Genomic DNA, 22,380 nt, shown 5'->3' on the forward strand with positions numbered 1-22,380 from the left:
ACTAGTCGCAGGCGGCGGCTTCTTCGATGCAGCCCTGGGGCTGCGGATCCTGAGCGTTGCCAGCGATGCAGATCAGGCAGTCCTGATCGGACGAATCTTCGGCCCCGCAGGCGCCCTGCGCGGTGCACTGGTCGCCGATGCACTCGGCCAGCTTGATCAGCAAGTAGGCTTCCTCGGTGGACAGGCCCATGTCGCACTCCAAGAAGCACTCCAGATCGGGCTCGGCCTGGGGGTTGAGGATCAGCACCGCCTGACAGGTCACCAGACAGTCGATGGCGTCGCGACAGGTGGTCTCGGACGGGCCGGTCTCCTCGGCGGTCCAGTTGTCGTCGCTGCCCTCGTCGTCGGTCTCGTAGACGGCGATGGTCTCGCCGGCCTCGCTGCTGGTGTCTTCGTTGCTGCGCAGCCGCTCGTCGGAGTCGAAGCAGCCGCCTGCCGCCAGGGTACACACGACCGCGACCAAGCCCAGCCCCCGACCCTTGTCCATGAACGACGAGCGAGGGGGGTGCTGCCGCATCGAGCCGGATTGTTTGGTCAGGGGGGCCATACAGCGCCTGCAAAGGTACCAGCATTTCGCTCGGGCGACGACATCCCGATGACCGCGACATTCATGTCATGTGCAGAGGGCAGCGCGCACATTTGCGTTCGACCCGGACACAGCGCTTGTATCGGCTGCCGGGGGCCGCCAAAATACAGGCATGTCGCTTGATTGTCCCCGCGCCCACGCCCGCCGCTCTCGCGTCGGGCTCGGAGTTCAACGGTTCACGGGCGGGGCCACAGACGGGGCCACCCGTTGGGGCAGCCGGGCCGTGGGTGGCGCGGTCTTGGGGGCGCTCGTCGGGGTCCTCGCGGCCACTGGGGGCTGCCGCGGTGACGATATTTTCTTCGACTGTGAGTACCAAGAGGACGCGTTCCGGGCCGACGCCGCGCTCGAGGGCGCGCTGCTCGATCCGATCCCGAACGGCGGCCCGTACCCCGTGGCGATCAAGTTCTCCGAGGTTGGGGTCAACAAGCTGCTCGAGGGCGTCGTCGGCCAGGACGTGCCGTTCACCGGCCAGCTGCCCTTCGTCTGGTTCACGGGTCCGGCCACCTTGTTCTTCGAAGCCACGTCCCAGCCGGTCATCGAGCTCGAGTCGCTCGAGGGCTGCGCGACCTGTGTGCAGTACTCGTTCGACTTCGACGCCCAGATGTTTGGCCCCAACGGCGATCCGCAGGGCGCGGGGATCGGCAGCGTCAAGTTTCGGGTCCCGATCGAGCTCGAGGCCAACGGCGAGACCTCGACCACCCTGTACGCCGACTACTCGCGGCTGCGGGTGCAGGAGCTGTACCTCAACGCGTTCGGGCTCGAGACCGAAGAGCACCCACAGCTGGTCGAGGCGCTGGGCCTGTTCATGCAGGAGAAGATCCAGCTCGAGTACGGCCGGACCGACCTGCTGACCCTGGACTCGTGGCAGATCGGCAACGACGACACCCGCCTGCTCGCGCGCAAGCTGATCGTGTTCCCCGAGGACGACACCTTGGTGCTGGCGATGCAGAGCAACCTGCCGCTGCCGCCCGGCGGCGGCCTCGAGCTCGACGGCGAGATGCCCATGGGGATCCCGATGGTCGTCGACTTCGACGTGGCGATGTTCGAGGCCATGGTCGAGCACCTGATGGACGACGGCACGATCCCCCGGGTCTACGACAAGCGGGGCAAGCCCGACGAGGACGGCAACTACGGCGTGACCCTGGACCACATCGTGGGTGGCGCTCAGGGTCAGGACTTCATGACCACCCAGTTCAAGGTCTGGCGGTTCGCCGAGGGCTACTGCGGCTACGCGGTCGCAACCATGGACCTCGATGTCGACCTGGTCGAGGGCGAGGGCGTGGTGCTGACGGCGGGCGACGTCGCGGTGCTCGGTGGCCAGGGCGCTGGCGCGGTCGCGGCCCGGGAGTCCGAGCTGGTCGAGAACAACCAAGACGTGGTAGAGAACTTCCGCGCGGGCGTGGTCAGCAACCTGGGGACCACCATCAACTACGACGCGCTTGGCATCGAGGGCAGCGCGATCGTGTTCAACACCCTGGCCGTCGACCTCGACGTCAACCACCTCGAGACCTGGATCGACTTCTTCGTCGTGGCGGTCCCGGAGACCCCTGATCCCTGACACCTGCATTCGTGGGCGGCCGCGCGTCGGCGAGTCGTGCAGCGGCGACGTGGGCTTCGTCCGCGAGATCGCTGGCGTGACCTGGGTGATGTTGGTCGACGCGCTGGGTCACGGGCCCAAGGCTGCCGAGGCCGCGGCGCTGGCCGTCGAGGCTGCCGAGCAATTCACCGCTGCGTTCTCGGTCGAGCGGGCGTTCGCGCTGCTGCACGAGCGGCTCCACGGCTCGCGCGGGGCCGCGGCCGCGCTGCTGCGCTTCGAGGCCACCGCGCTCAGCTTCGCCGGGGTCGGCAACGTCGAGCTGCGCACCCTGGCCGGGCCGCCGATCCCCTACATGGCGACCAACGGAGTGCTCGGCGCCCGGATGCCACAACCCCGCGTCGGCGAGATCGAGCTGAGCGAGCCGGGCCGCGCGCTGTTGTTCACCGATGGGATCGCGCGCGGAACACCGCTCCACGCGATGGTCGGGCTGGATCCCGAGCTGCTGTGTGACACGTTGATCGCCAAGCACTCACTCGAGCGCGACGACGCGACCGTGCTGCACGTCGCTTACTAGCGTCAGATCGGGGCAATCAGGGGCGATCTGCCCCGGCGAAGTCAGACGTGGCGTCGGCGGTTGGACGGTCGTTGCCGTCGATGTCCGTGGTCGGGTCTCCGCTTCGCCAGCTGGCGGCGGTCATGATCTCGGATGGGTACGCATCAGGGTTGAGGTGAAAGTCGCCCTTACCGAAATCGGTGAACCAGCCACTTTCGAATGACATGTCAGCGCTGGCCTCAGTGAAACAGTCGATCACCTCGGCGTTGGCACAATCGATCTCGGGATCGTCGCTGAGCGAGACGAGGATGCTGTTGCGAACGACCACGTCGCTCGAGTCCGTGCACGATAGCGCGCGAGCGCCGTCCTTACCCGCTGCGAGGGTGCTGTAGACCACCGATATCTCGCCATCGATGACCTCGATCGCTCGCTCGTCGTCTTTGTCGCCGCCTACAAAGCTGTTCTCGAGTATCAACGACCCACCGTCATTCACGCGAATGCCGCCATCTGTATTGTTCACGATCTTGCATTGCTGCACCCACGCATGGCCGCCCGTGACGTCGAGCCCCAAACCCTCGCCCGAAACGGCTGAGATCGTGACGCCGCGAACGAACAAGACGCCCGATGCTGAGACCGACAGCGGCGCCTCCCCGCTGTCCATCGTGAGGATGGGGCTCTCGCCGTCCGCCGCGAGCAGCGCGACTGTTGTCGTGATCTCATTGGCCTCCGAGTACATCGCCTGCTCGTCTTGTTCGTGCAATAGAATCAACGCCTCCGGCCCCGCAAAGGACAGCGCTTCGCCGAGCTCACAGTACGGCTTCGTCTCGGACCCGTCGGCCGAATCGCACTCGTCGCCGTCGCCGTCGACGTGGAGCGTCGCCGCGGGGTCGAAGCAGCTGCCGACCGCGAGGTTACACGCGCTGCTGGGGCATTGATCGTGATCGCTGCACCCAACACACGCGTTGCTCTGCAAGTCACAGATCGGCGTGCCCTCGACACACGCGTCGGTCTTGTCTGCCGTGCAGGCCACACACACGTCCGCCAGACACACCGGGAGCTGCGGGTTGAACTCGGCACACGCGCTGTCTGGGGTCTCGGTGCTGTCGCAGCCAACACACACGCCGGTGACGAGGTCACAAAACGGCGCCCCCCCATCGTCGCAGTCTGCGGGGCCCATACACGGCATCTCGCCATTGTCGTCGCCGTCGCCGTCGGTCATGTCGCCCCCGGCATCGGCCGGCTCGCCGTCGCCGTCGCCGTCGCCTGCGAGCACACACGAGTCATCGACCGTGACGTCACTGTCACCGCCACACGCATAGTAGCAATCATCTGCAGGCCGCTCCGCCACGCAACCGTAGACCCCCTCCGACTCGGCATCGCAAGCAGCGCTCGTGCAAAACGGCCGCTTTTCACCATAGCGCTCGGCGCAGGTCTGATCGCCTCGCGCGTAGCGACAGTGCGAGGGGTTGCTTTCCAGGGTGGTCACGCAAGCTGAAGCTGCGAGACCCAGTGTGAAGCCGAAGCCTACGACGAGAGTGTATTGCTTGTACATACTGAGCGGTCCGAGAGTGAGTTGTTGGAGATTTCCCGTGACGCCATCTCACACTCGACCGTATCCGTCACAGCCGAGGTTGCAGATCAGGCGAGAGCTACCGGATGCGTCTCTCATGGTGTCCTGGTCTACGCGAGCATGACGCCCGATCGTCGCCAGGGCACAAAAAAAGTGGGTCAACGTAGATTTTTGCGCTCGCGTGAGCGCAGGTAATAGATGCATGTTGCACTTTTCAATCCAGCGATGCGCGCGTGGCACCAGTTGTTCGGCCTGCGCTCGGCCCCGCGCCGGCCGAAGGGTGTGCCGGGCATCAGCGGGGTCACTGAGGTCGAGCACCCCGGGGGCTTGCGACGACAGTCTGGACGATCGAGACGACGCCAACCCGGCAGCCCCGGTCCGCTGATCAGCGCCCGAGTTGGGTATCAACGAGTCGACGATGAATTGGGCTCGTCGGTGCATGGCTCATGCCGCGGCCCACCTGTCCGATAGGCCACTCCCGGTTCTGAGGTGGGCCGAACACGGGAATGGTGTGTTTTAAACCATCACTTCCCCATTGCATGATACAGAGTTTTGTCGATAATCCGCACGTTGAATCCTGTCACTTTTGAGAGTGTGACATAACATGCGTGCATACAAGACCATCTTTTCATCATCCATTTCTCCCACGACCGAGCAACGCCTCCAATCGCGTCTGCTCGCGCTACCGGGCTTGATCCTGGCGCTCGGCGGCTGTATCGGCGAGGAGCCGGTCAACGTCGACGCGGGCCCTGACGAAGCCGCCAACGCCGACCCTGACCAGCTCGATCCCAGCCCGCCAGGTGTGACCCTGCTGGTCCACGTCGAATACCAGACCGAGGAGAAGCTCAACTGGTTGGTCAGCGAATTCGACGCACTCGAACACGCCGACCGCAAGCAGGGCTATGTTGCGATGTTGGTCGAGCCCGCCGAGTACGAGCACCTGCTCGATGAGGGCTTCGCGGTGGAGATCCAAGAGACCCCGACCGAGCAGCTCGCCGAGGCGCTGAGCGGGTTCCGCTCGATCTCGGGCTACGCTTGCTACCGCACGGTCGAGGAGACGGCCACCGACATGGCGACCTTGGCCTCGGATTACACCGATCTGGTCGAGCTCGTCGACATGGGTGACTCGTGGGACAAGGTCACTGGGGGCGGCCCGGCCGGCTACGATCTCGCGGGGATGGTCGTGACCAACGAGAACATCGCGGGGCCCAAGCCGCGCTTCTTCTTGATGGGATCGATCCACGCCCGCGAGTATGCGACCGCCGAGCTGGCGATTCGCTTCGCTGAAGAGATGATCACGGGCTACGGCACCGATCCAGACGCGACCTGGCTGCTCGACAACTTCGAGCTCCACGTGCTGCCCCACACCAACCCCGACGGACGGAAGATCGCGGAGCAGGGGTATACACAGCGGAAGAATCGCAACACCAGCAGCGGCAACTGCTCGAATCCACCCACCTCGAGCAGCCAGCACGGGGTCGATCTCAACCGCAACTCCTCGTTCAAGTTCGGGGGAGCTGGGACCAGCAGCAAGGCCTGCAACCTGACCTATCGGCGGACCTCGACGTCGGAGCCCGAGACCCAGGGCCTGCAGAGCTACATGAGCTCGATCTTCGCGGATCAGCGCGGCCCAGGCGACGCCGACGCGGCGCCGTCTGACACGACCGGCATCATGATCAGCCTGCACTCATACAGCCCATTGGTGCTGTTCCCGTGGTCCTGGAGCGCGGCGGGGGCCCCCAACCTCACGCAGCTGCGCACGCTCGCGCGCAAGTTTGGCTACCACACCGGCTATCCGGTCTGTCAGGCGCCCGTGTGCCTCTACGCGGCCAGCGGGACGACCGACGATTGGGCCTACGGCACGCTCGGGATCGCGGCCTACACCTTCGAGGTTGGCACGTCGTTCTTCCAGAGCTGCGCGAGCTTCGAGTCGACGATCGTGCCCGACAACATCGCGGCCCTGCGCGAGGCATTCAAGGCAGCGCGGCGTCCCTATCAGACCCCCGCAGGCCCTGACGCGGTGAGCGTCGCGGTCTCGAGCTCGCCGGTCACCGCGGGTGCGGTGGTCAGCTTGACCGCGACCGTCGACGACACCCGCTACGACAGCAACGGCTGGGGCAGCGAGGCCTCGCAGAACATCGCCGCGGCTCGCTACACCATCAATCAGGCGTCGTGGTCGGGCGCCACGACCACCGCGATGACGGCCAGCGACGGGGTGTTCAACGCGACCTCCGAGGGCGTGACGACCTCGATCGACACGACCGGCTGGACCGTCGGCCGGTACCTGCTGATGGTCGAGGGCCAGGACGCGGCCGGCAACTGGGGCGCACCGTCGGCGGTGTTCCTCGACATTCAGTAGGCGCTCGCGCCTGGCGTGCGCGAGCGGGTTGGGTTGCGATCGGTGACCCAGCTCGTTCGCGCTCGCGATGCCAGGAAGTTCGAGCGCGTGGGGCTAGGAGGGGGTCTCGCGCAGGCGTAGCAGGCAGGCCCGGAGCGCGTCGCCGAGATCGCGGTAGGTGGGGACCCCGCCGAGATCGAGCTGCATGTCGACGAGGATCCGCGCCGTGTTCGAGCTGATCCCACAAAATACGCCCTGGGTGCCGATCAGCCGGAGCGCGCGGGTCATGCGGGCCAGGTACTGCACGGTCTCGCTGCGAAACTGTGCGCCGGTCAGATCCAACACGGCGAAGCGCGTGGCCGTGGCCGCGACTCGATCGAGCAGCTCGGCGGTCATCTCGTTCGCCCGCTCGTCGTCGACCTGACCGATGATCGGCAGGCACAAGATGCCCCTCCAGACCTGCAAGATCGGCACGCCGAGCGCCCGAATGGTCTCGGTCTGGATCTCGATCAGCTCCTCGTTGCGCAGCCGCTCGCTCTCGTGCATGCGCCGCTCGGTGATGTCGGTGTGGATCCCGGCCATGCGGATCGGCTTGCCCTCGTCGTTCCACATGCCCTGACCACGGGCCTGGATCTCTCGCCAACCGCCACCTTTGGTCCTCATCCTGAATTCGACCAGATAGGGCTGCCGACTCTCGAAGTGGCTCGCCAGCGCGGCCTCGACCCTGGGGCGGTCTTGCTCGTGAATCAGCTCGAAGAAGGCCTCGCTGTTGTGCTCGACCTCGTGATCCTCATAGCCAAGGATCGCCTTCCAACGGCTCGAGAAGAATGTCCTGTCGGTGGTGAGATCCCAGTCCCAGACGCCGTCGTTGGTGGCCTCGAGCACCAGGTTGTTGCGGATCTCCGACTCGACGAGCGCGGCCGCGAGCCGTTGGTTCTCGGCCCGCAGCGCCTGCGCTTCGGTCATCGCGTGGCCCCAGAATCACCTTCGCTGGGGCCGTCGCCGAGCAGGCTTCGCATCACCAGATCATCGTCGTCGTGGCGTGACCGGCGGACTCGCGTGATGCCCATGGAGCCCAGCGCGTCCTCGAGGGTGGCCACGGTCTCGATCCCGCGCAGCTCGATCCCCATGGCCTCGAGTGTCATGGCGATCTCGGGCTTCATGCCCGAGAGCACGGTCTTCGCGCCCATCATCTTCGCGGCCAGCGAGAGCCGGGCCAGCGTCGCGCACAGGTGACTGTCGAGGGTCCACACCCCCGAGAGATCGACGAGCACACCAAAGCACTCGTCACGCTGGATCCGCTCGAGGACCTCGGTCACCAGCTCGTCAGCGTGGGTGTCACTGACGTCGCCGTGGAGAGGAACCAACAGGCAATCCCACAGCGGGATGCACGTCACGTAGTTGATGTCGTCCATGGCTTTCGCTGACTGTAGCTGAACGCGATCTTGACGATCGTACCAGCTGGACTGGTCTGGATGTCAAAGACATCGGCGAGGTCGCGCGACCCCAGCAGCCCGCGCCCCAAGCCCGTTCGGCTGCGGTACTGCCCGGCGAGGATCTCGTCGAGGTTGGAGATCCCGGGGCCGTTGTCCTCGGCGATCACCACGATCATTTCATCTGACGTGTCGACCCGGAACCGGACGCGTCCGGTCTTGGCGTAGCGTGCGATGTTGCGGGCCAGCTCGCTGACCGTGGTCACGACCTTCTGAGCTTGGTACCCGCGGATCGCGACGAGCTTGCAGGTCTCGCGTGCAACCATGCGCGCGTGATTGAGATCGGACTCGCTGGCGATCGCCACCACCAACTCGTCCTCGTCTGTGGTGGCGGCCAGGGTCATCTCGCGAGCTGCGACAGAGTCGAGCGGTGACAGTGTAGAGCACTCGAGGGTCACCCTGCACGGACCTGATCGACGAAACCCACCAAAGTGGGCATGCGTGAATCACGCTGCCTGACACCGCGTGTTGCGGGTGCGCGTCATCGCTACCGCTCATCGGCGGCTCGACACCCGGCTCGATCGGTCCAACATAGAGGTCGAGCGGTCACCACTGCGCGTGCGTACGACGCGAGATCTGCCCCCGCGCGGTCCTGCCACGCGGATTTCACAGCCGCGCAGCAGCCAGACCGATACGATGGGCCCGATGCCGCGTCCCCACTTCCTGTTTGCCGCGACCGTGGTGGTCGCTACGGTGCTGTCAGGTTGCGACACGCCAGGTTCGAGCACGAGCCCCGAGCACGGCGGGCAAGCGCACGCGCGCCCGCTGCCCCCGAGCACCGGCGACCCCAGCGGCAGCGTCCGGCTGCTGCTCAACAATCCCACGGGCCGCGCGACCCCAGTCGACCGCTGCGAGGTCGAGCTGTGCACCTCGTTGCTCGCGCTGATCGAGGGCGCGCAGACCAGCATCGATTTCGCGGTCTACGGGATGCGTAACCAAAGTGAGCTGCTCGCTGCGCTGAAGGCCGCGAAGGCGCGGGGGGTGCGGGTCCGGGCTGTCGTGGACCGCGACGTCGACGGTGACAACTACTACAGCAGCACCAACACCATGGCCGCGACGCTAGGGCAGGTGCGTGATGATCGTAAGGTTGATCAAGGGCTCGAGCGCGACCAAAAAGCGAGCGACCGCGGCAACAAGTTCGACGCCGAGCCAACCTGCGGACGGCCCGACGGGTTCGCCGGCTACGTGCAGTGCCTGGCCTACGATCTCGGCGATCGCTGCCTGCTCGCAACCCACGCCAGCCGCGAGCCGTTCAGCGGCAGCGAAGACGACGGCGACACCGGTAAGGTCTTCAACAAGATCATGCACCACAAGTTCTTCGTGGTTGACGGTCGCTACCTGTGGACCGGCTCGACCAACGTCAGCGACTCGGGCACCGGGGGCTACAACGCCAACCTGATCGTGGTGCTCGACTCCCCCACCGTGTCGAGCTGGTACACGCGCGAGTTCGAGACCATGTGGACCGACGGCAAGTACCACCAGCGCAAGCCCGAGAGCGGTGAGCTGCGCACCACCGTTGGCGACGCCGAGGTCCAGGTGCTGTTCTCGCCGCAGGACAAGGCGATCTCCAACGGCGTGCGCCCGCTGCTCAAGCGGGCCAAGAGGCGGATCGACATCGCGGTGTTCTTCTTGACCAACAAGGCGATCACCAAGGATCTGCTCGACGCTCACCGCCGCGGCGTCGAGGTCCGCGTGATCCTCGACGCGACCGCGGCGACCAACGGCTACACCAAGCACGAGCTGCTGCGCGAGGCCGGGATCGCCGTCAAGGTCGACGTCTGGGGCGGCAAGATGCACATGAAGTCGGCCGCGATCGACGACGAGTACGTGATCGCCGGCTCGATGAACTGGACCTCGGCGGGCGAGTGGGACAACGACGAGAACACCCTGCTGATCAAGAGCCCCGCGCTGGCGACCCAGTACCACGAGTTCTTCGACCAGATGTGGGCCGAGATCCCCGAGCAGTGGGCGACCCGCAACCCCGATCCCGAGTCGCGCGACTCGGGGACCTCGTGCACCGACGGGTTCGACAACGACTACGACAACCTGGTCGACGCCGAAGACCCCGGCTGCAGCGCCAACCCGCCGCCGATGCTGGAGCTGCCGCCTCACTGGGTCGTCGCCAAGGACAAGATCACCTGTCAACACCCGCCGCGGGGCTGAGCTTGCGAGCACCGTTGCTGCTGGACCATGCTCGGGCCGTGCGACACTCGCTTCGAGCGGCTTGGGTGTTCGCCTGGCTCGCGCTGAGCTTGGCGCGTCCCGAACTCGCGGCGGCGTCGGCTCCCGAGACGCCGGTCGAAGGGCCGAGCGCGCCCGAGCTCGCTGCGAGTGAAGCGCCTCCGACAGCGGGCCCCACCGACGCCACGCCGGAGCAGCCGCCGCGGATCTCCGGCACCTACTTTGGCATGACGATCTGGCCCGCGCTGAGCTGGGCCTACTCGCCCAACCTGGTCGTCGAGCACAGCATGGCGCTGCCGGGCGGCGGCGGGTCTCTGCGCCTGGGCCAGGCCGTGTTCCCGTGGATGACGATCGGCCTCGACGCCAGCGGCGGGTTCTACTTTGGCCAGCACACCTTCTTCATGAAGGGCGGGCTGCTGGTCGAGCTCGGCTTCTACCCGATGCCGCGCTACCCGTTCTCGTTTCGCGGCGGGTTTGGATTTGGCGCGGGGCTGATCACCGATGATCGAACCGACGATCGCGGCGGCGTGGGCGGGCCTCTGTTCATGGGCAGCGTCCGCTATGAGTTCTTCCCGAACGCCGAGCGCACGCGACCGCGTCGACCCGGCGGCTGGGTCGTTGGCCCCGAGCTCGGCTGGCGGGGGTTCACACCCGCCGCCAAGGGTCGGCCAATGAGCAACACCTTGTTGTTGGGCATCTGGTTTGGCTATTACTGGGGACGGTGAGCAGATGCCATTTCGTGGACATGACGGCGAGCAGACCGAGCACCTGCGCGATCCGATCGCGCGCTTCTTCGCGCTCGACGCCGCGCTCGAGCTCAGCCGCGGCTTGCTTGGGGATCGGAGCGCGCAGCGGCTCGCCGCCGCCTCGCTGGTGTTGGTCCGCGGCGAGCCCGAGCAGATCGCGACCGAGCTGCGCGAGACCGCCAAGCAATTCCAGCAGCTGATCCCGTGGCGGATCGGGTTCGCGCCGCAGCTGCATCTGATGTTCGCCGCGGCCTTGCTGCGCCACGACGACACCCCCGAGGCGCTGGTGGAGGAGGTCGCGCGCGTGCGTCCGATCATGCGCAAGCTCGGCATGCGCTGGGCGCCGGTCTATGAATTCATTGCGATCTTGGCCATGCGCACGCTCGGCGACGGCGCGCCGATCGAGCGGGCCCAGGTCGAGCGCATGCGCGACCTCTACGAGGCCATGAAGCGGCACCACTGGGTGCTCACGGGGCCCGAGGACTTCCCGGCTTGCGCGCTGCTGACGACCCGGGCGGGGACCCCAGCGCAGCTCGCCCAGTACGCCCACGAGATCTACGAGGCGCTGCGGGCTGGCGGCCGTGGGCGCGGGGACCCGCTGCAGACCGCGAGCAACCTGCTGGCGATGTTGGCCTCGGAGCAGCTGACACCGCTCGCGCTGAGCGAGCGGTTCTTGGTGCTCGTCAGCGCGTTCGAGCAAGCTGGGCAAAAGATCTCGGCCGCCGAGTATGACGAGATCGCGCTGTTGTGCTTCTTGTCGCGTCCGGTCGCCGCGATCGTCGAGACAGTCGCCGACTACACGCAGCAGCTGGGGGCCCAGATCAGGTGGTTCGAGGGCGACCACGCGTTCGGGTTTGCGAGCAACCTGGCGTTCGTGCGGCTGGTTGGGCGGGATCCCGTGCTCGGGCCGATCGCGGACTTCAAGGCGTTGCTCGACATGTACACGATCTTGCTGGAGAACGGCGGAGGCTAGAGCGCGATCAGTTTGGGTCACTCCGCCTCTGAGCTCCCCCGGGGGCCGAGCGCGAGTTCGAGGGCCCACCAGCCGACGCGGACGTGGGGGGGCAGATGCTCACGCGCGGCCGCCCGGGCACGGAGCTCGCCCGACTCCGCCTCCGTCAGAGTGATGACCTCGCGGTGGATCAGGTCTGCCGCAACGCACAGGGCAGCCGCGAACCGCTCGCCAAACCAGGATTGCCCGTGCTCGCCCAGCGGACATCGAGCGAGCCTGGCGAGCACATCGGCGTCTTCGAATTCGGCGTGAACGTCGACGAGCGGCCACCAGACAGCGTAGCTCCCGTTGAGCCGCTCGAGTCGCTCGAGGCCCCAGGTCAGCAGCAATTCCTGCCGCGCCGCGTCGCCGAGACCGCGCTCGAGCATCAAGTGCTTCGCCCAGGTCCGCTCCCACTCGGGATCCGGGCGTGCGCGCCGATCCTCTAGCCAATCGAGCGCACGCTCGCGCTCCGGCTGAGGCATGGCAGCCTCGAGCAGCTCGGCAGGCAGTGTTCGCAGCGTGGGCTCGAAGCGCCAGAGGTTGCGCTCGCGAACTTCCAGGGTGTCGAGCGCTTGGCGAACGAGCTGGGGTGCGATCGTGTCAGATCGAAGCTCGTGCATCAGCGCCGCCGCAGTCAGATCCATGGCGGCGTTGTGTACGTCCGCCGTCGACCAACGTACGCGAGCAGCGCCCTGCTCGAGCTGCGTGTTCGTGACTTGACCGGTGAGGCCTTCGGCCGTGTCGCACTGGTACTCGAGCATCTGGGTCCGTCGGTGCCAGGACCGCGGTGAATCGCGCTCGAAGGCGTCCTCCGTGTCGTGGATGCTTGCGAGATGTGCCCGTGCTTGCTCGATCTCGGACCGCTGGAGGTGCATCCAGGCCAAGCTAGTCGTTGCCAATCGCGCAGCTCCAGAGCGCCCGCCAGCGACCCGTGTCAGCACATCGGCGACTTCGAGGCGAGGAGACTCGATCGCATCGACGAGAGCATGGCGAGGACAGACTGACCAGGGCACGGCCTCCGCCCGCGAGAACAAAGTAGCGACCACTACAGGCGATGGAGGCGGTGTGCTCACCTGCATCCAGCGATCGAAATCGTCGATCCACGAGCTCATCTCACCAAGGAGCGGAAGCGAGGAGCGGTCGCCCGGACTCGGGCTCTCGTCGAGCAAGACCAGCGACACCTCGACGTCTCGCAGCAGCCACAGGGGAGGCCGTTGGGGCTCGACGAGGCGGGAGAAGCGAAACCGCGCTCGGTGGATCGAGTAGAGATCGGGCGCGACATCCCGCAGGCCCGCCATCGCGTCGCGGCGGACGAGGAGCATGAGCACATGAACGCGCGCCACGAGCTGATCGCGGCGCGCGTTGAGCTGTACTAAACAGCGAACCAGCGCCTCTGGATCGCTGCGGCTCGCCTCGACGCTGCGGATCACGGCGAGCTCCCCCGCGCAGCGCGAGAGCTGCTTGACCGGTGCCATCTCGCCTTTTGACCGGGCGTCGAGCTCGAGCAACGGCCCGCGCTCCGCAAGCAACTCGACGACGCGTTCTTCGGTTCCCGCGTCGGGCACGTCGACGAGCAACAGCGCGAAGCCCCCCTCGAGACTCAAAGCCCGGACCAAGCGTCCCCACTCCTCGCGGTTTTGCCCGACCGCGAGCCAAGCCGCGCGGTCCTCAGCCACGGAGCTCTTCGAGGTGCTCCCAGCTCGGGAGATCGGCGGCGAAGCCCAGCTCGGCCCAACACAGGGGGTGGGCGTCGTACCAGGCGCTGCCGTTGTGGTAGCGGAACATCTTGAACCCCTGCAGGAGCGAGTCCATGCGCAGCTGCGCGGCCTCCTGATCGGGGAACGACTTGCTCGGGTGGACCTCGGCGAGCACCTGTTTGTCCTCGCGCACGAGCGCCTCGAGGTAGCTCTGCTGGATGCGCGAGACCGCCGCCTCGGCGTGAACGCGCGTGAACTGGGGCGCGTCGCCGACCTGGTAGACCATCTCGGTGACGAAGCGCAGGAGGTCGCGAAAGTAGCCGCCGCTTTGGGCGGCCAGCCACCGCGGCGTGGCCTCGTCGGCGAAGTGCTCAACCGGTACGCGCTTGAACAGCGCCCGCGTCAAAGCCTCGACACCAACGGGATCGAGCTTGGACTCGCGATCGTAGACCCTGACCATGGGGAGAAAGTGCAGCTCGGAGCCAAAGTTGGCCGCGAGCTCGGCGCCGCGACGAACCATGAAGGGTGGCACGGTGTAGACGACGTGGACCGGCGGGCGAAGATCACGGCCGCTGAGGATGAAGGAACCAAACCAGTGATTGTGGAACGCGGATCGTCGCTCGCGCTCATGGAGATCCCCGACGGCCCGCTTCTCGGCGCCGTCGAGCAAAACGACGAGCTCTTCTCCGTCTCGGCGTGAGGCCTCGGCCGCGTCAGCGAGCAGCGAGTGAATTTCGCGACGCAGCCCGTCGGCCCCGCGCAGCTTCTTCGCCGCGCGCTCGAACACGGTCTCGTCCGTGGTCAGCTGAACACGCACCCCCTCGACGTCGCCCGAGAGCTCGACCTGCGAGGCGAGGAAGGTCCAGGCCTTGTTCGCGTACTCGCGGACCCATTCCGCCGCGTCGTCGGGTCGCCCCGCCGGATAGAGCGCGAGCACGAGCGCCAGCATGAGATCCTCGGTCTCGAGCGGGCGGTCGTCGCTCAACCATTGGCCGGCGTCGGCCAGGACGACTCGCCGGCCGCTCTCTTGCAGCTTGCGCTGAAGCTGACGTAGCTCCGTCGTCTTGCCGCTACCGCGCAAACCCGTGACGAGCTGGGCGGTCGGTTCCGAGGCCAGGCGAATGACCTGGGCGAGACGCTCACGCCAGGGGGCCCCCCGGAGGCGGAGCTCGGGCGCGTCGAAGTCGAAGTGCCGATGATCCTCGGGACTGACGGGCTCCTCGGGCTTGCAAGCCGCGACAAACTCACGGAGGAGATCCTCATGCATCCGACGGATCGTACTCGCATCCCGCCGTCAGAGCGACTGGACGCAGCTCGGACTAGCTCGCCCGGCGAAGCGTCAGCAACGTGATCTCGGACGGCGACCCCGCGCGGTTGGGCGGCCCCCAGTAGCCGGTCCCCGCGCTCACGTAGATCTGCATGTCCTCATGCTGCGCGAGCCCATGCACGTAGGGCTGCATCAAGTGGATCATCAAGCTCATCGGAAAGTACTGGCCCGCGTGGGTGTGGCCCGACAGCTGCAGATCAAAGCCAGCCTTCGCCGCCGCGTAGATGCTGCGGGGTTGATGCGCGAGCAACAACGAAAAGTCGTGCGCGGGCGCCCCAGCCTTGGCCTTGATTGGATCCGATCCATGCGAGGGCTCATGCCGGCCCGCGCCGAGGTCAGCCACGCCCGCGAGCAGCAGCCGCGCGGCGCCGCGCTCGATCACGCGGTGCTCGTTGATCAACACCGTCGGCCCGAGCGCGCCGATCGCCGCGCACCACGCCGGACCGTCCCAGTAATACTCATGGTTGCCGGTCACGAAGAACGCACCGTGGCGGGCCCGAACCCGCGACAAGGCGGCGAGCTCGGGCCCCAGATCAGCGACGAAGCCGTCGACAAAATCGCCGGTCAGCGCGACGAGATCCGGCTCGAGTGAATTGACGACGTCGACGACCTGGCTGAGCCAGGTGCCGCGGATCGTCGGGCCGATGTGGACGTCGGTGAGCTGCACGATCCGCAGGCCGTCGAGGTCGGGGTGCAGATCGCTGACCGGGACGTCGACCTCCACGACCCGCGGGACCCGCCGAGCCTCGGCGAAGCCCGCGACCGAGAGCCCCGTGGCGCCACCAACGATCCCGTAGTTGGCGAGATCCGCGAAGAACTGGCGACGCGGCGGCGACACCAGGTCGGGCTGCCGGTCCGCGCGCGGATCGGTGCTGGGCTGGCCGCGGGCCGCCGACCAGCGCTTGCGCAGCGCGAGCCAGCCCTGGGCCAGCAGCCGCGGCGTGTCCACGATCATCGTGAGCGCGATCAGCAGGGTCGACACGCCCATGAACACGAAGCCGATCCACTGGAGCAGATCCAGATCGGCGGCGGCGACGTCGAGCCGACGTCCGAACACCGCGAGCACGGGCACGACCGCGAGCGCGACCAACACACCGACGATCATGCGCCGGGCCCAGCGTGGATACGCGCGGCCGCGCAAGATCAGGCGGCGGCCAACCCAGACGTGCATGAGCGCCCACAGGCACAAGAACACGCCGAAGAACAACACGCTGGAGAGGGTCATAATGGTTGGGTCGACGCGGGCCGGAGTCGCGGTCCGCTCGCGGACGGCATCATCGTACTGGCTCCTTCGCGGGAAGCGAGCCATGCCGCGAAGGCGCGGGCAACGGCGGCATACGTCGGCTTCGCGAGAAAGCTACCGACCCGCTCAGATCAATTCGTAGCTGAGCGCCAGCGGACGCCCCCGGCGCTCAATCGACAGCTCGACGTGATCGAGCTCGACCTCGCCGCGGGTCGAGATCGCCAGCAGCCGATCCCCGTTGCGCAGCCCCAACAACCACAGGGGGGTGCCCGAGTGGATGTTGCGCAGCTCGATCGCCCGGCCCGCGCTCGCCTCCGACATGGCCGTCTCTCGCGCCTCGGCCAGCGTCTTCGCGACCACGCGGATCCGCTCGAGGTTGGCGTCGACCGGTCCAAACGGGACCTCGTCGAGCACCCTTCGATCGATCGTGTACACGTAGCGATCGGTCCGCTGCACCCAGATGTCCAGATTGAGCGGCGCCGGCTCTTCGGGCTGTGAACCGGCCTGGACGTGGCGACAGCGGGGCGACGCCGCCGGACGAGCGCGGGCCTGGTCCCGCCGGTAGATCGCTCGCTGAGGTTGCTGCTGTGAAGGTGCGGTGGTGCGCGTGGGTCGGGCGTCGACGTGCACGATCACGCTCGTGGGTTGTTCGGTTGGGTGGGCCTCGCTGCGCAGCTCGTGGACCAACCAGCCTGCATGGGCGGTCGCCCCCAGGATCAAGGCCGCGAACCAGGGCGTAAACGGAGCTTTGCGTCGGATGCTGCTCGATGCGTGCATGAGCGACGGCAGTGCAAGGCGCGTACCCACGCCGCGGCGAGCAACAACGGCCCAATCACGCCGCGTTGACGCACGCTTTACCCAACCGGAGTGACAATTCGACAGCACCGTCAAGCGAGCAGCGTCAGACCGGCTGTGTATGACCCCCACAGGCGCGCCTTACCTCGCCGACTGCAGCCGCTTCGCGTCTAGTCGAGTGAGCGCGCAGATGCGTCTCGATGCTCGGGCGGGCTCGAGTATCGAGACGCACGCGCCGAGACACTAGTCCCAGCAATTCCCCACGGAGCAGCTGCCGACGCACCACCAGTGGCCATTACCCGTTGGTCCCGGGCTCATCGTGATGCTCTTCTGCGCACCGGTGCAGAAGATACCGAAGTCACCGGCGGCCGCGTTACCGGTGACCGAGTACTCCGTTGCCTTGTAGGTCGTGCCCGACTCACCCTTGCCGTTGTCCCACGCGTTGTAGGCCACGACATCGATAGCGGTCACGCTCGCGGGCAGATGGGCCGAGCCGAGGATCACCACGCCGATGTAGTAGCCGCTCTCGAGGCCGTTGTAGTCCCACTCGTCGGTCCCGTAGGCCATGTGAATGTCGAGCGCGTTGTCGTTGTGGCAGTTGTAGGTGAGGCTACGAATGCGGTGACCGTTGGTCTGGAACGTCGGGTTGCCGCTTGTCTTGGAGCGCATGCTCACGGTTTTGAGCTCCCCGTAGACCACCGCGGCATCGGTGACCGCCGGAATGCACATGGTCTCGTTCCGCGCGAGCGGATGGTCACAACCATCGCTGGGCCCGTCACCGCAGTACAAGAAATCAGCGTAGGTGGTCTGGAACCCGAGGTGGTCGCCGCAGGTCGCCGAGGGCGTGTAGCCATTGCCGTACACAGTGCGCGCGGTGCTGATCTGGCCGGCCGTGCAGGTCCCGTAGGCGTGGGGCTCGGGCAGGTTGGCGGAGACGTCGAGCGCCAGCGCAAACTGCTCGGCGACCCGCGCTCGGACCTCGGCGATACGCACTGGATCGGCCAGCAGCTCGCGCTCGGCCACCGTCGCGCGCTCGAGCAGCAGCGGTGGCACCAGCTCCGGCTCGTCGGCGAGCGCGACCCAGGCCTCGACGGGCGAGAGCGTCTCGGCCGTGTCCATGTCGATGATCGGCGCGTCGGCATCGGTTCCGCGAATCAGCAGGAACACCTCGGTGCCACCGTTGCCCGCTGCTCGCCACTCGACCGATGCGGTGCCGCGCTCGATCCAGGCGAGCAGCACGGGCGGTGCTGCGACCTCGTCGATCGGGTCCTCGTGCGTCTCGTCCGTGACGACGAATTCGTCGATCATGGCCTCGCCGTCGATCGGCTCATCGGGATCGCAGGCAGAGATGGCAATAGATGACAGCAGGATCAGGGACGCGGCGACTTTGTGAAGGTTTGTGTCCGTCATGTTCGGGTAATACCGGCGACCCGCGGACGGTTTAACCAAACGTGCCCGGCGTCGATGGCTCGACGTGGGCGGAACCTTCGCGCCCGAGCTTCCTCGGCAGGAGGCCGTAGCGATCCAGACGAGCGCGGCGACGGAGGTCGGTTGCGCGCGCGAGTAGCGAGCAGCGTGGACCGCCCGGCGAAGTTGTCGGGCTCCTGGTCGGCGGGCAGCTTGCGGGCGAACAAATTGTCAAACGGCAACGCGGCGGGGACATCGGCGCGATGGAGCGCATCAAACCCAGCGAGTCGTCCGCGCGCGCGCGTTGCTAACATGCGCCGTCCGCCATGGAGTTCGACGACACACAGGGAGAGACGGTGGGGGAGGAGCACGGCCTGCTCGCTAAGCTCGTCGCTCTGGGTGAGGCTCACGATCAACAGTTCGAGCTCGATCATCGCATGGCCATCGTCGCAGCCGGGCTGTTCGACGAGCCGCTGAACCCGGTCAAGATCGGGCGCTTCACGATCGTCCGCAAGCTCGGGTCGGGCGGTATGGGCGTGGTCTATGTCGCCTATGACGAGACGCTTGATCGCAAGGTCGCGGTCAAGCTGCTGCGCAGCGCCAGCCCGACTCCAGAGGCGCGGGCCCGGCTCGAGCGCGAGGCCCAGGCCATGGCCCGGCTCACGCACCCAAACGTCGTCGCCGTGCACGAGGTCGGCTCGCACGTCGAGCAGGTGTTCGTGGCCATGGAATTCGTCGAGGGCAGTGATCTGCGCGGCTGGTTGGCGGCCGAACCCCGCGACTGGCGGGCGATCGCGGCAGTGTATTGTCAGGCCGGCGAGGGTCTGAGCGCCGCGCACGAGGCCGGCATCGTGCATCGCGACTTCAAGCCCGACAACGCGTTGGTCGGCAAAGATGGGCGCGTGCGGGTGGCGGACTTCGGTCTCGCGCATGGATTCGAGGGGCCCAGCGCCAAGCTGCCCGTGGGTGGGCTCGAAGACTCGCAGGGTCGACTGTCGCTGTCGCTCACGCGGACCGGCGCGCTGATGGGCACACCCGCGTACATGGCGCCGGAGCAGTACGCGGGCAAGCGGACCGACGCGCGCGGCGATCAGTTCAGCTTCTGCGTCGCGCTGTGGGAGGCGCTTTATCGTCAGCGGCCGTTCTCGGGCGAGTCGTTGGTCGCGCTCTCGACGGCGGTGTGCGACGGCGAGATCGACGAGCCACCCGTGGACAGCGAGGTGCCGCCGTGGCTGCAGACGATCCTGCGGCGTGGGTTGGCGAGCGACCCCGACGCGCGCTGGCCTTCGATGCGGGAGCTGCTCGATGCGCTGGGCCATGACCCGGTCGCGGCACGAAGGCGGGCGTTGCTGGGGTTTGGGTTGGGCGGTGCCACGCTCGCGTTGCTGGCCAGCCTGACGTGGCTGGCGGTCACCGAGCTACGTGCCAACGCGCGGCAGCGCGAGCTGACCGAACAGACCGAGGCGCTGCTCGAGCTCGAGCGCGAGCGGGGCCTGCAGCAGGCCCGGAACGACGCCCTGCGGGCGCGCGATGCCACGCGCATGAGCGTGGCGCGTGACTTCAAGCCCAAGGTCAACGTCGCCGAGCGCGAGGACCCGACGATCGCCGCCGTGGTGCTGCGCGAGGTCGAGGGCGAGCTCCGACGCAGCGGCGAGTGGATGTCGATGGCCAACGAGCTGCTGGGCCAGCCGCTGTGCCACGAGGTGCTGAGCGGGCATCGGGACGTGGTTGGTCCGCTGAGCTTCTCGCCCGATGGTGCGTGGCTCTACACCGGCTCGGACGACGGCGTGGTTCGCCGATGGAAGCTCGACGTGGGCGTCGGCGAGCCGATCATCACGCACGACAAGCCGATCAGGGATGTCGTGCTCAGTCCGGATGGTCGGCTGCTGGCGTCGAGTTCGAGCGATGGGACGGTGCGCTCGTGGTCGGTCGCGAGCGGGCAGAGCGAGCTGGTCTCGCGGCACGAGCGACCGATCAAGAGCCTCGCGTTCGACGACCAGGGGCAGCTGCTGGCGAGCGGGACCAGTGACGGGGACGTCGAGGTGGTCACGCTCGACACTGGCGACGTCACGCGCTTGCGCGGTGATGGGGGGGAGGTGTTCGTGCTTCAGTTCGACCACTCGTGCCAGCGGCTGCTGAGCGGGTCAGCGGACGCGAAGGTCAGGGTCTATCGGTTGCGTGAACGGCAGGCGGAGCTCGAGGCTGAGATGATCCTCGAAGGCCACCGCAAGCCGATCTATCACGCGCGCTTCATCGACGAGCGCCGGGCTGTCACGGCTTCGGATGACGGTACGGCGCGGCTGTGGTGGCTCGACGATGAGTCGCGTCCGAGCGTGGTCGTGGCCCACCACGCCAAGGCGATCACCTCGATTGATGTGTTCGAGTCGCAGCTCGCGACCGTTGCAGTTGATGGCAGCATCCGCGTGAGCTCGCTCGCGCCGCCGTATGCGTCGCTGGAACTGCCGAGCCACGCCGACGCGGTCTGGTCGGTCAGCTTCACGCCAGACGGTCAGTTCGTTGCGACGACCTCGTTTGACAAGACCGCACGCCTGACCCGAGCCGATGGCCGCGGCGTGCCGCAGGTGTTTTTGGGCCATCAACAGGCGCTATGCCGCGGCGCGATCGATCCGACGGGGCGCTGGCTGGCGACCGGCTCGTACGACGCCGACGTGCGTCTGTGGGACCTGCAGCGACCGCGACTTGCGACCCCCTTGGTCGGGCACGTGGGCAGCGTATCTTCGCTCGCGCTCGATCGCGACGGTGCCCGAGTGATCACGGCCTCGCATGATGGAAGCGCTCGGATCTGGAGCACCCATGACGGCAGCTCGCTCGCGCTGCTCGATGGGGCTGGCGCCATCAATCATGCGGAGTTCAGTCCCGACGGTCGGCTGGTAGCGTTCTCCCGGGTCAATGGCCACATCGATCTGTGGGAGGGGTCTGAGCGACGTTCGCTCTCGGGACACGAGCGCAGCGTGTGGCGGATACGCTTCGACGCGTCTGGCCGCCGCCTGGTGTCGGCGTCGTATGACGGGACCGCAAAAATTTGGGATGTCGAGAGTGGATCGCAGCTTCAGATCTTGCGCGGCCACGAGGCGGAGGTGTCGGATGCTGCGTTCACGCTCGACGGCGCCCGCGTGGTGACGGCAGCAGGGGATGGAACGCTGCGGGTCTGGGACGCGAACACGGGCGTGGAGCTCGACACACTGCGCGGTCATCAAGGTGATGTCTCTACCCTGGTTCCGGGCCCCGACGGCGAGGTGTGGGCGACTGGGTCGAGCGACGGCACCGCGCGGCTGTGGACGGGTGACCTTGGCGGCGACTCGATCCTGCTCGCTGGTCACACCCAAGAGATCTGGTCGGTCGCCTTCGACGCCGAAGGTTCGCGGGTGGTCACCGCATCGAATGACGGTGACGCACGCGTCTGGGACACGTCCGACGGCAGCTTGCTCGAGGTCTTGGACGGCCACGCGAACGTGGTCTGGGATGCAGCCTTCATCAGCGCAGACCGAGTGGTTACAGCTTCGGGTGACGGCAGCCTGCGCGTGTGGTCGCTCGGGTCCTCATCGCCACCCCTGGTGTTGTCGGGTCACGGCTCGATGGTGCTGAGGGTCGTGGCGAGCCGTGACGGCGCGCAGTTAGTCTCGGGCGGAGACGACGGTAGCGTGATTCGATGGTCGCTCGACGGCGTGAGCGCGGACCCCGAAGTCCTGCTCGCGCGACTTCGCGGGGCCACGCGCGTGTGCCTTTCGGCCGAGCAGCGCAGCCGAGAACTCGGCGAAGATCGGTTGGCGGCGAGCGTGGCCGCGGCTGCATGCGAGCGTGACCGGAAACAGTCAGCGCAAAAATGACGGCGCCGCACGGCGAGGGGATGCCGTACGACGCCGTCTCAGACGCGCGATGAATGCGTCGCGCC

Annotated in this window: 17 protein-coding genes; 7 read left to right on the forward strand and 10 right to left on the reverse strand. The window is 67.0% G+C overall.

The features are described from left to right. Position 1: 1 nt before the first annotated feature. Positions 2-517, reverse strand: a complete 516-nt coding sequence (locus tag ENSA7_RS37635; RefSeq protein ID WP_146158598.1) for a hypothetical protein — start codon at positions 515-517, stop codon at positions 2-4. A 181-nt stretch (positions 518-698) separates the two neighbouring features. On the opposite strand from ENSA7_RS37635, the gene ENSA7_RS37640 reads away from it, so the two are divergent. Continuing rightward, positions 699-2,144 (forward strand): hypothetical protein, encoded by a 1,446-nt coding sequence (locus ENSA7_RS37640; protein WP_146158599.1) that lies wholly within the window; start codon positions 699-701, stop codon positions 2,142-2,144. 49 nt (positions 2,145-2,193) lie between these two features. Further along, positions 2,194-2,697: a SpoIIE family protein phosphatase gene (locus ENSA7_RS37645; RefSeq protein WP_106094255.1), complete on the forward strand. Its 504-nt coding sequence runs from the start codon at positions 2,194-2,196 to the stop codon at positions 2,695-2,697. 16 nt (positions 2,698-2,713) lie between these two features. On the opposite strand, the gene ENSA7_RS37650 is transcribed toward ENSA7_RS37645, so the two are convergent. Then, complete coding sequence (locus ENSA7_RS37650; RefSeq protein WP_106094256.1) at positions 2,714-4,162, reverse strand: right-handed parallel beta-helix repeat-containing protein; 1,449 nt, start codon at positions 4,160-4,162, stop codon at positions 2,714-2,716. Between the two features lie 775 nt (positions 4,163-4,937). Here ENSA7_RS37650 and ENSA7_RS37655 point away from each other — a divergent pair. Continuing rightward, the gene (locus ENSA7_RS37655; RefSeq protein WP_181234492.1) at positions 4,938-6,605 is read left to right on the forward strand and encodes a M14 family zinc carboxypeptidase; all 1,668 of its coding nucleotides are present in this window, start codon (positions 4,938-4,940) and stop codon (positions 6,603-6,605) included. Positions 6,606-6,698: 93 nt separating this feature from the next. Here the strand turns inward: ENSA7_RS37655 and ENSA7_RS37660 are convergent, their stop codons facing one another. From ENSA7_RS37660 to ENSA7_RS37670, 3 genes are read right to left on the reverse strand one after another with little or no spacing between them, the layout of a single operon-like run. Continuing rightward, on the reverse strand, positions 6,699-7,550 hold the full coding sequence (locus tag ENSA7_RS37660) for a PAS domain-containing protein (RefSeq protein ID WP_106094258.1): 852 nt from the start codon (positions 7,548-7,550) through the stop codon (positions 6,699-6,701). Further along, entirely contained in the window at positions 7,547-7,999 is a 453-nt protein-coding gene (locus ENSA7_RS37665) for an STAS domain-containing protein (protein ID WP_106094259.1), read from the reverse strand. Before ENSA7_RS37665 ends, ENSA7_RS37660 begins: the two co-directional genes overlap by 4 nt. Then, the gene (locus ENSA7_RS37670) at positions 7,978-8,421 is read right to left on the reverse strand and encodes an ATP-binding protein (protein ID WP_244924042.1); all 444 of its coding nucleotides are present in this window, start codon (positions 8,419-8,421) and stop codon (positions 7,978-7,980) included. Before ENSA7_RS37670 ends, ENSA7_RS37665 begins: the two co-directional genes overlap by 22 nt. Positions 8,422-8,722: 301 nt before the next feature. On the opposite strand from ENSA7_RS37670, the gene ENSA7_RS37675 reads away from it, so the two are divergent. Genes ENSA7_RS37675 through ENSA7_RS37685 form a run of 3 tightly spaced genes read left to right on the forward strand, consistent with a single transcriptional unit; the run spans position 8,723 to position 11,977 of the window. Next, positions 8,723-10,240 carry a phospholipase D-like domain-containing protein gene (locus ENSA7_RS37675; RefSeq protein ID WP_181234493.1) on the forward strand — a complete coding sequence of 506 codons (1,518 nt, stop codon included), beginning with the start codon at positions 8,723-8,725 and terminating at the stop codon, positions 10,238-10,240. 38 nt (positions 10,241-10,278) lie between these two features. Further along, positions 10,279-10,983 (forward strand): hypothetical protein, encoded by a 705-nt coding sequence (locus tag ENSA7_RS37680; RefSeq protein ID WP_146158600.1) that lies wholly within the window; start codon positions 10,279-10,281, stop codon positions 10,981-10,983. A 4-nt stretch (positions 10,984-10,987) separates the two neighbouring features. Next, positions 10,988-11,977 carry a DUF4003 family protein gene (locus ENSA7_RS37685; protein WP_106094262.1) on the forward strand — a complete coding sequence of 330 codons (990 nt, stop codon included), beginning with the start codon at positions 10,988-10,990 and terminating at the stop codon, positions 11,975-11,977. Positions 11,978-11,994: 17 nt separating this feature from the next. Here ENSA7_RS37685 and ENSA7_RS37690 read toward each other — a convergent pair whose 3' ends face one another. The 5 genes from ENSA7_RS37690 to ENSA7_RS37710 all read right to left on the reverse strand — a co-directional run bounded on the left by ENSA7_RS37690 (position 11,995) and on the right by ENSA7_RS37710 (position 18,470). Further along, positions 11,995-13,674 carry a hypothetical protein gene (locus ENSA7_RS37690; protein WP_106094263.1) on the reverse strand — a complete coding sequence of 560 codons (1,680 nt, stop codon included), beginning with the start codon at positions 13,672-13,674 and terminating at the stop codon, positions 11,995-11,997. After that, on the reverse strand, positions 13,667-14,962 hold the full coding sequence (locus ENSA7_RS37695; protein WP_106094264.1) for a P-loop NTPase fold protein: 1,296 nt from the start codon (positions 14,960-14,962) through the stop codon (positions 13,667-13,669). The genes ENSA7_RS37690 and ENSA7_RS37695 overlap by 8 nt, the downstream gene beginning before the upstream one ends. A 52-nt stretch (positions 14,963-15,014) precedes the next feature. Next, on the reverse strand, positions 15,015-16,247 hold the full coding sequence (locus ENSA7_RS37700; RefSeq protein ID WP_181234494.1) for a metallophosphoesterase: 1,233 nt from the start codon (positions 16,245-16,247) through the stop codon (positions 15,015-15,017). A gap of 144 nt (positions 16,248-16,391) precedes the next feature. Next, a complete protein-coding gene (locus tag ENSA7_RS37705; protein ID WP_146158601.1) occupies positions 16,392-17,042 on the reverse strand; it encodes a hypothetical protein in 651 nt (216 codons plus the stop codon). A 261-nt stretch (positions 17,043-17,303) separates the two neighbouring features. Beyond that, positions 17,304-18,470: a hypothetical protein gene (locus ENSA7_RS37710; RefSeq protein ID WP_146158602.1), complete on the reverse strand. Its 1,167-nt coding sequence runs from the start codon at positions 18,468-18,470 to the stop codon at positions 17,304-17,306. A 323-nt stretch (positions 18,471-18,793) separates the two neighbouring features. Here ENSA7_RS37710 and ENSA7_RS37720 point away from each other — a divergent pair, with 323 nt between their 5' ends. Beyond that, a complete protein-coding gene (locus tag ENSA7_RS37720; protein ID WP_106094269.1) occupies positions 18,794-22,315 on the forward strand; it encodes a serine/threonine-protein kinase in 3,522 nt (1,173 codons plus the stop codon). Positions 22,316-22,380: the final 65 nt, after the last annotated feature.

This window comes from Enhygromyxa salina (genome assembly GCF_002994635.1).
GTDB classification, from domain to species: domain Bacteria; phylum Myxococcota_A; class Polyangia; order Nannocystales; family Nannocystaceae; genus Plesiocystis; species Plesiocystis salina_B.